This window comes from Psychrobacter cibarius (assembly GCA_030686115.1).
In the GTDB taxonomy this organism is placed as follows: Bacteria; Pseudomonadota; Gammaproteobacteria; order Pseudomonadales; family Moraxellaceae; genus Psychrobacter; species Psychrobacter cibarius_C.
In genome coordinates, this window is the sequence record CP131612.1 from 135,893 (window position 1) to 148,045 (window position 12,153).

Here is a 12,153-nt window from a genome sequence, read left to right on the forward strand (position 1 = left end):
AGATTTATAAAAATAAGAGAAGTGACGTTATGGACAGTTTGAATCAAGCAGCACATGTAGCCTCCAATATCGCAGATAATCATCCTGACGAATTGTCTCATTACCCCATTATTCATCACCAGCCCATTCACTGGGGCGAGATGGATGCGTTTAATCATTTAAATAATGTGATTTATTACCGTTACGCTGAATCAGCACGAATTGACTATTTGCAGGCGCTAGGTATGTTTGATGGCAGTATGGTGACGGTATTGGCACAATCTAGCTGCCAGTATTTACGCCCAGTGACTTATCCTGATACTTTGCTATTAGGAGTGCGCTGTCAGCGCTTGGGCAATACGAGTATCGTGATGGAATATAGCTACTATAGCACCGCGCAAGCAGCCATCGTCGCGACGGCTGAGGCAGTCGTGGTACGTCTCGATAGTGAGGGAAAGCGTAAGTTAGCTTGGACAGAGGAAGAGCGAGCTCGGCTATTGGCATTAGAAGCGAAAGTTGGTCATATACCAAAGCTTTAGCACTGAATATTAAATAAGTGAAAAAAGGGCACGCTAACGTTATGTTAGCGTGCCCTTTTGCTATTTGACTGATATCGAATTAGCCAGTCAAACAGTCAAACAGTCAAACAGTCAAACATTAATCTTGCTTTGGCGCATGTACGAAATCGATGACGTTCAAGTCAAAGCCTGATAATGCGTAAAACTTCATGGGTGATGATAATAAACGCATATCACGAACGCCTAAGTGACGCAAAATCTGTGCACCGACACCAATGCTGCGATACGGCTGCTGAGTAATGGTCGATTGCGATTCATTGTCTGCCGCTTTGTCTAACGCCTCTCCTAAATCTATTGGCTGGTTGCTACCAATCCAAACTAATACGCCGCGATCTGAATTACTAATTTCCTCCAGCGCTGAGCGTACGCTCCAGCCACTACGACCCGTCATATCATTTTTGGCAGCAAACAAGTCGCGTAGTGGGTGAAAACCATGGACACGGACGGTGCTGACGCCTTCGCTCACATCGCCTTTTACCAAAGCCAAATGCGTTTCATCAGCGCCAAATTCGCGGAAGCGATGTAGCGTAAAGGTGCCGTATTCTGTTTCAAAAGGACGCGACTCAATTTCTTCTACCGTTTGCTCGTTCGCGATGCGGTAGTTGATGAGGTCAGCAATTGTACCCATCTTGATGCCATGCTCTTCGGCAAATATCTCAAGGTCATCACGGCGCGCCATCGTACCATCAGCATTGATGATTTCTACGATGACGGCTGCTGGCTCTAGACCTGCTAGGCGCGCCAAATCACAACCTGCTTCTGTATGACCGGCACGATGTAGGACACCGCCATTTTGTGCCATGATTGGGAAGATATGACCAGGCTGAACAATATCTTCTGGCTTCGCTGCCGATGATACCGCCGCTTGAATAGTACGCGCGCGATCAGCAGCAGAGATACCCGTTGTAACGCCTTCAGCGGCTTCGATAGAAACTGTAAAGTTGGTGCTAAATTTTGCCTCGTTACGATCAGACATCAGCGGCAACGCCAACTGTTGGCAGCGTGCTTGTGACAAGGTCAAGCAGACCAAACCACGTGCATGAGTAATCATAAAGTTAATATCTTCAGGGCGCACATGGGTCGCTGCCATGATGATATCACCTTCATTTTCACGGTCTTCATCATCCATCAAGATGACCATCTTGCCAGCACGAATGTCTTCGATAATCTCAGGAATCGTATTTAAACTCATAGTAAGTCTCAATATTTTATTATTTATAAATAGGTGTGATGTGGAATATAAAGCATTATCTGTCTATTGTAGCAGTAGATGCTACAGAGCGCTGTTGCGGTTAGGCAAAGTGCATTGGATCAAATTGATCCACCGTAGACGTTATCTAATCATTGCTCATATATCAATATGAGGACATTTTAACGCTTTTCAGCCCACTGTGCTGCTTCATCTCAAAACTATATGGGCCAGTCTGTCAAATATAGTGATAAGTATTACTAATGGTCACGACGATTCATGCATTCAATAACATAGTAAGCAAAGGGCTAATCGACCATGTGAGCCATCAGTCATTACTGGCTGCTTGGCTTTTTAGCCAATCCATAAACTGTTTACTGTGTTGCTCGCGCTGGTTGTCGGCAAATTCATAAAAGCTGCTACCAACTAAATTGTCTGGCAAATAGCTTTGTGGATAATAGTGATTGGGATAATCGTGTGGATAGGCGTAACCTTGACCATAGCCTTGATTACGCATCAGTTTAGTCACGCCATTGCGAAGGTGTAGCGGTACAGGGGAAGCGTCTTTTTCTGCCAACGCCATCGCAGCATTGATGGCTTTATAAGTGCTGTTACTTTTGGCACTGGTCGCCAGATAAACCACTACTTGTCCCAAGATAATACGCGCTTCTGGCATACCAATTGATTGCACACTACGTAATGCTGCATCGGCAAGCAGTAAAGCATTAGGGTTGGCATTACCAATATCTTCACTGGCCAAGATGACCAAACGCCGCGCGATAAAATCAGCAGGCTCACCGCCAACTAACATCCGCGCCATCCAATAAAGCGCAGCATCAGGGTCTGAGCCACGTACGGACTTTATCATCGCCGAGATAATATCGTAATGCTGCTCGCCATCTTTGTCATAGCGTACCAGCGCGGTCTGAGCGACACGAGCGACCAATTCATCGTTAATGACGAGCGGTGATTGCTTAGTGTCCGCCGTTTGAATAGCCAGCTCTAATAAATTTAGCGCCTTCCTCGCATCGCCGTGCGCCAGTTGGCTGATAGTGTCCTGTGCTTGTAAATCAACCGTCAAATTTTTCAGCACTGAATCTTCTGAAATTGCCCTTTGCAATACCGCACTGATTTGCTCAGGCGTCAGTGGCTCTAAACGATACACTTGGCAACGTGATAGCAGGGCATTATTGACGCTAAAGGAGGGGTTTTCAGTTGTCGCACCAATCAAGGTAATATCACCAGATTCGACCGCGCCCAGTAAGGCATCCTGCTGAGCCTTGTTAAAGCGGTGTATCTCATCGATAAAAACCACTGGCGATTCAAATGCCAATGAGTCCTTATTGTCTAACACTTCTCGCAGCTGTTTGACCCCAGTATTCAAGGCAGACAAGGCATGAAAAGGTCTGCCAACAGCATCAGCCAACAGCATGGCAATAGTAGTTTTGCCGATGCCAGCTTCACCATGCAAAATAATCGATGGCAGATGCCCTTGTTCGACCAAACGCCGCAAGGGCGCACCTGCCGCCAGTAGATGTTCTTGACCAATGATTGCATCAAGTGTCGTTGGGCGCATACGCTGGGCAAGGGGTGTATCAGCATGAAAATTAGGCGGCATAGAAATCTCTATTATCAATTTAAACAGCTATCAATTAGTTCATAACGACAGTGATTAATGGGTTTTTATTGCTGCATCTAAATGACTACATCCTAGATTACATTCATCATTGCTATGGAAAAATATTATATCTATCTGTTTGGCATGATTTTCGCACTAATGAATATTAGACATTAATGGTGAAAGTAGGCTAATTTATAAAGATGCTATTTGGTATGTGTCTTGGTATGTGGCATACACAATAGGCTAACGCAGATTTACGTTAATAAAAGTCAATCAAGTGTACAGCTTATGTCCCAAACACTTTGATTTTTATGCTTTTATCCCTATTAACGGTTCAACAGCATTGATAGATCGCAGATATCACGCGCGATACGCGCGATTTACGATCTATCATTTTTGATCATCCATTCATTAGGCATAAGGTATTACCGTCATGATGTCTCCGCCGATATTGCAGCGCTTGTTTGCTCGCTATTTATATGGCAGTGCCAAGCAGCAATCACGTTTGCTTACTACAGGTGAGATAGCGCTGGCGCGTTCAGTATTTGGCGACAGTATCAATCTCGATGAGGTTCAGCTCAAGACTGCTTGGTGGGTGTTGAAACATTATGCCGTTAGTCCTAATGGCCATATTTATTTTAACCGAGCAGATTGGATAATAGATTTTAGCGATGCTTCATTGAGTAAAAAAAGCTGGCTGATACATGAATTAACCCATGTATGGCAATTACAGCAAGGCTTAAAAGTGGTGCGCGGTGCACTTATTGATCGCCGTTATGATTATGTGCTCAAGACAGGCAAATCCTTCTTTAACTACGGTATCGAACAGCAGGCGCGTATGGTTCAGGATTATTTTATTCGTCGTCAGCGTGGACAAGACTGTCAAACATTAGAAACTTGTATTCCATTTTTGATCGTAAAGTCTGACGACAATATGAAGTGATATCCATTGGCAATGGATTGCCATGACGACTTTGGTTTTTATTATTTTGCCTTAACAAGGACACGTACCCTTATGTTTAAATTTTTGCCAAAAAAGCCTAATTATAAAATGAGTAAAGGTGTGGTTGATAATTCTATCAATCAAAACAACACCCTTTTACAGCACTCGTCAATCTTGCTTGCGGCAACATTAAGCGGCGTATTGCTGTTAAGTGGTTGTCAGCAGCAAGCAGAGACTCAACCTGCGCCAGAAGACAGTCAGAGCGTTGAAAAAACGAGCACTGAAGACAGTCAGCCTATGCGCCCAAGTGATTCTGCTGCTGCCCGCATAAAGCAGTTCCAGCCGATATATGTCGCGCAAGCACAAAGGCTACAGCGTCGTTTGCAAGCAGAGTATGAATCCCTACAAGCCGCTGATAGCTCAGATAGTGAGGATTCATTGCTGCTGAATGATGATACTGCTAGCGATACTAATACTAATAACGTGATGAAGAATAACAGCGATACAGCTGATAGCAACACACTATCTGCTGACACCACAGATGATGAAGTGGATATCCCCGCTGAGGCTGATATCAATACCAGTACGGAAGTTGGCGAGCGTGATTTAACGGTGTTAAAGCGCATTAGCCTTGAGCCGCGTAAGCCTGTCATGCTAACAGAAGATCAAATCATCGAAAGCTACCAGCAAGCGATGGAAGCGCTTTATCAGCCTGTAACGACACCTCTTAGCGCAGAAGATGTTGATGCGTTAATCAATATCGCAACGTTAGTACCGCAATTATTTGAGCATGCAGAAATTGCTGGTAGGCTCAGTGCCAAGAGCCCAGCATTAGCGCGTTTGATTATTCAGCATCAGGTTTGGGAGCAGATAGAAGCTCAGCAAGTGATTGATATGCAGCAGATGAAACTGAATCAACAAAAAGAGTTTGAGACGCTTATGACTAAGTTTAATGACACCATTAAAGGTTATGATGAGCAAATTGCCAAATATGAGCAGACACTAAAAGAATTCCAGTAGCCGCAATTCTGTCACTCAATCAGTTATTCATTCAGTAACGGATAGGGTTTTTATAAAATGTAATGTGGCTAACCGTATCAAATGAGACAGTAAGAACCATAAAACAAGAACCATAAAAAATCCCGCACGATGGCGGGATTTTTTATGGTTCTAAAAACTAAAATATAAGTGACTATTTACGGTCTTCAACTTTAACAAAGTCGCGATGCGTTTCACCAGTGTATAACTGACGTGGACGACCAATTTTGAACGGTGTGCTGTGCATCTCTAACCAATGGCTGATCCAACCAGAAGTACGAGCCAATGAGAAAATAACGGTAAACATTGACGTTGGGATACCGATGGCTTTAAGGATAATGCCCGAGTAAAAATCAACGTTTGGATACAAGTTACGCTCAACGAAGAACGGGTCTTCTAAAGCGATTTTCTCAAGTGCCATGGCAAGCTCAAGCTTAGGATCATTGATGCCCAATGCGCCTAATACTTCGTCACAAGTTTCTTTCATCACTTGTGCGCGTGGATCAAAGTTTTTATAAACGCGATGACCAAAGCCCATGAGCTTCACTTCACGGCTCTTCACTTTTTCCATGAATTCAGGCACATTTTCAACTGAACCGATCTCATCTAACATCTCAAGCACGGCTTCGTTCGCGCCGCCATGTGATGGTCCCCAAAGGGCGGCGATACCAGCAGCGATACACGCATACGGGTTAGCGCCAGTAGAACCTGCTAGACGTACCGTAGACGTTGACGCGTTTTGCTCATGGTCAGCATGCAAAGTAAAGATTTTATCCATGGCACGAGTGATAACGTCATTGGTTTTATAATCAACATCAGCAGGCGTGGCAAACATCATGTACAAGAAGTTTTCAGCATAGCTAAAGTCATTGCGTGGATACATGAACGGTTCGCCTTGCGAGTATTTATAACTCATCGCAGCAAGCGTTGGCATTTTAGCGATTAGACGGATAGCCGTGATTTCACGATGCTCTTCGTTACTGACGTCTAATGCTTCATGATAAAACGCGGATAAAGCACCAACGACACCAACCATAATGGCCATTGGATGTGCGTCACGGCGGAAGCCTTCAAAGAACTTGCGCAATTGATCATGAACACCCGTATGCTTACGGATTTTTTCAAAGAAATCTGCTTTTTGCTCAGCGTTCGGCAAGTCGCCATGAATCAAGGCATAAGCCACTTCTAGATATTCAGCATTGTTTGCCAATTGATCGATAGGGTAGCCGCGGTGTAGTAGCTCACCTTTACCGCCATCAATATAAGTAATCTTTGATTCAACAGGAGCGGTTACTTTAAAGCCAGGGTCATAAGACCAAAATCCTGATTCTTGTAGAGCAGCAATATCTAGAACTGGACGCCCTAAAGTACCTTCGATAATAGGAAACTCGTATTCTTTACCATTGACGGTTAGTTTGGCATTAGTGTCAGCCATAAATTGCTCTCCATTGGTTTTAGCTTGTTAGAATAAAATTACGACAGACGCACACCCTCGGTCTATCGTTAGTCAAATCATAAAAATGCATTTAACTCATTTAATACGCAGGGTATATTAGCAGTAATTACTTATGATTTGAAAAGACTTTTACCATCAATAGCACCAATAGGCACGGTTTAGTCGTGTTTATTCACTGTAATTTTTGTATCAAAATATGTCTGATTGGTTATTTTGCTTAGAAAGCTTGTTTTTATGACAGTAAGTACAGCTACATTATCCGCATAATTTTTAAAGAATTTTACGATAATAATGTAGCAGGTTTGATTAATATTCGGGTTAAAAACAGACAGAGTATGCGTAGTAGACGAATTGAGTTTGGCGTAAATTCCCTCAAAATTGAGCAATTTTGGCAAATACGTATGACCGCTGTCTATTTATTTGTTAACCCAGCGTTTGCCTTTTACTACTTAGGGGATAAATTTGTAATTATCGCCCAGTCATTTTATAATTGTAGGGACTTAACTGGCACTCGCTTTGTGCGAATTGATAAGTGGTCATGATGTAGTGTCGTTTTTCTATTCATACTCGGTTATGGCTGAGTAGCACCAGAGCAACGACGCACTAGCGTTTTGATAGACAATATCTGTAATCCAGGGTTTGAATGCTTTTGTTAACTGTTCTATTTTTAAGTGATTAGTAAAAGGGCTGTATTGATATCGATGACGGAGTAGCGTTGTTTTTATTGATATGACCAGTAAAAATAGACTAGTTAATCGATCTTACTCATGTTTATTTTCTTTGTTGTATAATAGACGGGTTGTTTTATAGACCTGTCGATTTGACGAGCGATATTAAACAGTTTATCAATACCTTGTACCCCACGATCCTTTCTTCATATTTAGCGCAAACTAAACGAAGTCAGCTAGCTCTTCCTTACTTTATTCGTCTCGTGTGTTGCTCAATGCTTAATCGACATCAGTGATATCAAGCGTTGATAGCAGATACAGGAGTATAACCGCAAAAAGGATGCCCGCTGTGAAAAGCAACCGACCTATTGATCTGCCTTTAAGCCAAGTGATTAGCGTTAATCGCTCACCGATTGCGATCGCCTCTATCTTGCATCGTATCTCTGGCATTATTTTATTTTTATTGATTCCTGTCATGCTGTGGTTACTACAGAACTCATTGGCTTCGGCTGAGAGCTTTGAAACCGTATTTGACAACGTACTTGTGCGCTTTTTAGCATGGATATTTGTTGCCGCGATTGCTTATCACTTTGTGATGGGCATTAAGCACTTATTTGCTGATATGGGCATGAACGAAGAGCTAAAATCTGGCCGCACTGCGTCTATGGTTAGTTTTGTGATTGCAGCGATTCTAATTGTCGCGTCATTTGTATGGGTGATGTTCTAATGATAAAAAATGATTCAGGAATCAAAAGTGCGACTGGTCTGACAGGTTCAGGCTCACGCGATTGGATTATCCAGCGTATTAGCGCTGTCGTTTTAGCCGTTTATAGTGTGGTATTGCTGGGCTTCTTTTTGACGCACGGCGATGTTACCTATCTTGAATGGTCATCATTTATGACCAGTTTACCGATGCGCCTATTTAGCTTGGTGGCGGTACTTGCCCTAGCTGGTCATGCTTGGGTTGGTATGTGGACCGTGTTCACCGACTATATCACGACTGGAAAATTAGGCTCAAGCGCAGCAGGTCTACGCTTAGTGCTACAGTCATTGATGATTATCGCTATTTTAGTGTTTCTATTTTGGGGCATTATGATTTTTTGGGGTACTGGTTTTGGTGTGGTTGCTGTTTAACCAATGAGTCATCACCTCTACTATCTATAAACAATAACGGACGCGACTAGCAAATGTCAAAGTCATCCGTTAGTAGCCAAAAATAGTCATAGCCAATCATAGCGTTGGACATCATTGACTTAGCCAGTCACTTATATAATAGGTGCGCTATGGTTTAGTCAGTGAACGAACCCAATATAACGATAGATATGCAAATTAGGTGGTTAAAGGTTGTGAGCGTCATCCACTTTGATAATTGCAAATAGTGGCAAGACAATAAAGTGTTTTGTCCAGCAATAGGATGATTTTGAGACAGCCTTTTTATTTACTTCTAAGCATTAATAGGCATTAGGAAAACCGTAATGGCAACTAGACAAGATAATACCATTAGTAATATTAAGACGCTAAACTACGATGCAGTCATCGTTGGTGGCGGTGGCTCAGGTATGCGTGCTTCACTACATTTGGCAGAAGCGGGCATGAAAGTTGCCGTTTTGACCAAAGTGTTCCCAACCCGTTCGCACACGGTTGCGGCTCAGGGCGGTATCGGCGCAAGTTTGGGCAACATGAGCAACGATAACTGGCATTTCCACTTTTATGACACCGTTAAAGGGTCAGATTGGTTGGGTGACCAAGACGCGATTGAATACATGTGCCGTGAAGCGCCTAAAGTCGTTTATGAGCTTGAGCACATGGGCATGCCGTTTGACCGTAACGAAGACGGCACGATTTATCAGCGCCCATTCGGTGGTCATACCTCAAACTATGGCGAAAAAGCCGTACAACGTGCGTGTGCTGCAGCTGACCGTACGGGTCACGCACTACTACATACGTTATATCAGAAGAATTTGCAGCAAGGCACTGAGTTCTTTATCGAGTGGATTGCGCTTGATTTGATTAAAGACGAAGCGGGTAATATCAACGGTGTTATCGCGCTTGAGCAGGAGACAGGTACGGTTGCCGTATTCCAGTCACCAATTACTGTCCTAGCGACAGGTGGTGCAGGTCGTATCTTTGCTGCTTCTACTAACGCTTATATCAATACTGGTGACGGTATTGGTATGGCTGTTCGTGCTGGTATTCCATTACAAGACATGGAGTTTTGGCAGTTCCACCCAACGGGCGTTCATGGTGCAGGCGTATTGTTAACTGAAGGTTGCCGCGGTGAAGGCGCTATCTTACGTAATAAAGATGGCGAAGCGTTCATGGAGCGCTATGCGCCAACCGTGAAAGACTTGGCACCACGTGATTTGGTTTCTCGTTCTATGGATCAAGAGATCAAAGAAGGTCGCGGCTGTGGTCCAAACGCTGACCATATCGTAATGGATATGACCCATTTGGGTGTAGAAACCATCATGAAGCGTTTGCCATCGGTATTTGAGATTGGTAAAAACTTCGCTAACGTTGATATCACCAAAGAGCCAATTCCCGTTATTCCAACCATTCACTATATGATGGGCGGTATTCCAACCACTATCCATGGTCAAGTCATTAAGCCTGATCTAGAAGCAGGTACGGATGAAGACGGTCTATATGCAAAAGGCAACGTGGTTAAAGGTCTTTATGCTATCGGCGAATGTGCTTGTGTCAGTGTTCACGGTGCCAACCGCTTAGGTACGAATTCACTACTTGATCTATTGGTATTTGGTCGTGCTGCTGGTAAGCATATCGTTGATGAATTCCATCATGCCGATCATAACTATAAGCCTCTAGATCCACGCGTGCTAGATTATACGGTCGGTCGTTTAGACAAGCTGCAACAGTCGACTGAAGGCTACAATGCCCAAGACGTGGCTGACGAGATTCGTGCAACCATGCAAGCGCATGCGAGTGTGTTCCGTACGCAAGCGATGATGGACGAAGGCGTTGAGAAGATTTTAGCGCTTGGTGATAAGATTGAAAAAATCCATTTGGCCGATAAATCACAAGTATTTAACACAGCGCGCATTGAAGCATTCGAAGTGGCTAACTTGTATGAAGTGGCCAAAGCGACGATGGTATCAGCGGCAATGCGTCACGAAAGCCGCGGTGCTCATAGTGTGTCTGACTATGACCGTCCAGAAGATGATGATTACGCACCAAATGGCCGTAATGACCACGAGTGGATGAAGCATACCTTATGGTATTCTGAAGGCAATCGCATCATTTATAAGCCAGTTCGTAAAGTACCACTAACGGTTGATTATATCGAACCAAAAGTTCGCGTCTATTAATTTTAGACTGCGCAATTTAGCGATACGAACAGCGTAAACGTTTTATTTTTTATTCATTTATTAAAAGGTGACCGCCAGCTACATGCTCATGCCAGCGTGACAATATGATTAGTTGATATTTGATAATTACTGTCAATATGGGCTAATCAATAGCGCTGACATGCTGCAACCTTTGTATGCCCGCCATCACCTACGTGTGGAGTTTAGCATTATGAGCCGAGGTACTCGCACCATCGAAATCTATCGCTACGATCCTGATCTGGACGCAGCGCCGCGCATGCAAACGTATACGATTGAGTTGCTAGACTCAGATCGTATGTTGCTTGACGTGTTATTACGCCTGAAAAAGGAAGACGAAACACTGACCTTCCGTCGCTCTTGCCGTGAAGGTATTTGTGGCTCTGATGGCATGAACATCAATGGCAAAAATGGTCTAGCGTGTCTCATTAACATGAACACTCTGCCAGAAAAAGTCACGGTTCGTCCATTACCAGGTCTACCTGTTGTTCGCGATTTGGTTGTTGATATGAACCAATTCTATGAGCAGTATGAGAAAGTACATCCTTACTTGATCAATGACCAGCCAGCACCGCCGACAGAGCGTTTGCAGTCACCTGAACAACGCGAAAAGCTAAACGGTTTGTACGAATGTATTCTATGCGCATGCTGTTCAACCAGCTGCCCATCGTTCTGGTGGAACCCTGATAAATTCTTAGGTCCATCAGCACTACTGCATGCTTATCGCTTCGTGGCTGATAGCCGTGATGGTGATACGCAAGCACGTTTGGCGCGCTTAGATGATCCATTTAGCCTATTCCGTTGCCGCGGTATCATGAACTGTGTATCAGTTTGTCCAAAAGGTTTAAACCCAACCAAAGCAATTGGTCATTTACGTAATATGCTCATTGACCAAGCAGGTTAATCGTTTATAATTGTCTGGTTTTTTTGCAGATAGCGTACGAAAAACACCACCTAATCATTAGGTGGTGTTTTTTATGAGCAATAATCTGAGATTCTTTGATTGTCTTTCAGTGCCAGATAGGGCTTATAGAGACGATTATTCGACATGGTTAAAGGTAAGGCTGGGCTATCAATACGTTGGTTGTATGTAAGAAGGCATGATATATACGTCAGCAATCTATATAATTGGTGTTAGAAAAAAGTATTCAGCCAGAGATATTCACTACGTTAAATGTTAGAATAGCGCATTATTTTAATAATTAGTTGTTTTGACGAACCACTATCAGTCGTTAATGTTTAACTTACTGATAAATAAGTATTCAAAACAAATAATAGACTGGAATAATGCATCCAAAATGATAGTAGATATTCATTACCTAAATAGTTAGTATTGA

Annotated in this window: 10 protein-coding genes; 7 read left to right on the forward strand and 3 right to left on the reverse strand. The window is 43.3% G+C overall.

What is annotated here, in order from left to right; all coding sequences use genetic code 11:
* The first annotated feature begins 29 nt into the window (after positions 1 to 29).
* Positions 30 to 518, forward strand: a complete 489-nt coding sequence (locus Q6344_00605; protein ID WLG13891.1) for a thioesterase family protein — start codon at positions 30 to 32, stop codon at positions 516 to 518.
* 118 nt (positions 519 to 636) lie between these two features.
* Here the strand turns inward: Q6344_00605 and ribBA are convergent, their stop codons facing one another.
* Together ribBA and Q6344_00615 are read right to left on the reverse strand one after the other, a co-directional pair.
* Entirely contained in the window at positions 637 to 1,749 is a 1,113-nt protein-coding gene (gene ribBA / locus Q6344_00610) for a bifunctional 3,4-dihydroxy-2-butanone-4-phosphate synthase/GTP cyclohydrolase II (protein WLG13892.1), read from the reverse strand.
* Between the two features lie 325 nt (positions 1,750 to 2,074).
* Positions 2,075 to 3,364, reverse strand: coding sequence for a replication-associated recombination protein A (locus Q6344_00615; GenBank protein ID WLG13893.1), 1,290 nt, complete (start codon positions 3,362 to 3,364; stop codon positions 2,075 to 2,077).
* Positions 3,365 to 3,803: 439 nt separating this feature from the next.
* On the opposite strand from Q6344_00615, the gene Q6344_00620 reads away from it, so the two are divergent.
* Both Q6344_00620 and Q6344_00625 read left to right on the forward strand, forming a co-directional pair.
* Positions 3,804 to 4,310: a type IV secretion protein Rhs gene (locus Q6344_00620; GenBank protein WLG15104.1), complete on the forward strand. Its 507-nt coding sequence runs from the start codon at positions 3,804 to 3,806 to the stop codon at positions 4,308 to 4,310.
* A gap of 72 nt (positions 4,311 to 4,382) precedes the next feature.
* Positions 4,383 to 5,330 carry a hypothetical protein gene (locus tag Q6344_00625; GenBank protein ID WLG13894.1) on the forward strand — a complete coding sequence of 316 codons (948 nt, stop codon included), beginning with the start codon at positions 4,383 to 4,385 and terminating at the stop codon, positions 5,328 to 5,330.
* A gap of 172 nt (positions 5,331 to 5,502) precedes the next feature.
* Here Q6344_00625 and gltA read toward each other — a convergent pair whose 3' ends face one another.
* Positions 5,503 to 6,783, reverse strand: coding sequence for a citrate synthase (gene gltA / locus Q6344_00630; GenBank protein ID WLG13895.1), 1,281 nt, complete (start codon positions 6,781 to 6,783; stop codon positions 5,503 to 5,505).
* A gap of 1,029 nt (positions 6,784 to 7,812) precedes the next feature.
* Between gltA and sdhC the strand changes: the two genes are divergently transcribed.
* The 4 genes from sdhC to Q6344_00650 all read left to right on the forward strand — a co-directional run bounded on the left by sdhC (position 7,813) and on the right by Q6344_00650 (position 11,720).
* Positions 7,813 to 8,199 carry a succinate dehydrogenase, cytochrome b556 subunit gene (sdhC, locus tag Q6344_00635; GenBank protein ID WLG13896.1) on the forward strand — a complete coding sequence of 129 codons (387 nt, stop codon included), beginning with the start codon at positions 7,813 to 7,815 and terminating at the stop codon, positions 8,197 to 8,199.
* Between the two features lie 20 nt (positions 8,200 to 8,219).
* Positions 8,220 to 8,606 (forward strand): succinate dehydrogenase, hydrophobic membrane anchor protein, encoded by a 387-nt coding sequence (gene sdhD / locus Q6344_00640; protein WLG15105.1) that lies wholly within the window; start codon positions 8,220 to 8,222, stop codon positions 8,604 to 8,606.
* Positions 8,607 to 8,947: 341 nt separating this feature from the next.
* Positions 8,948 to 10,798, forward strand: coding sequence for a succinate dehydrogenase flavoprotein subunit (gene sdhA, locus Q6344_00645; GenBank protein ID WLG13897.1), 1,851 nt, complete (start codon positions 8,948 to 8,950; stop codon positions 10,796 to 10,798).
* Positions 10,799 to 11,009: 211 nt separating this feature from the next.
* Positions 11,010 to 11,720 carry a succinate dehydrogenase iron-sulfur subunit gene (locus Q6344_00650; GenBank protein ID WLG13898.1) on the forward strand — a complete coding sequence of 237 codons (711 nt, stop codon included), beginning with the start codon at positions 11,010 to 11,012 and terminating at the stop codon, positions 11,718 to 11,720.
* The last annotated feature ends 433 nt before the right edge of the window (positions 11,721 to 12,153 follow it).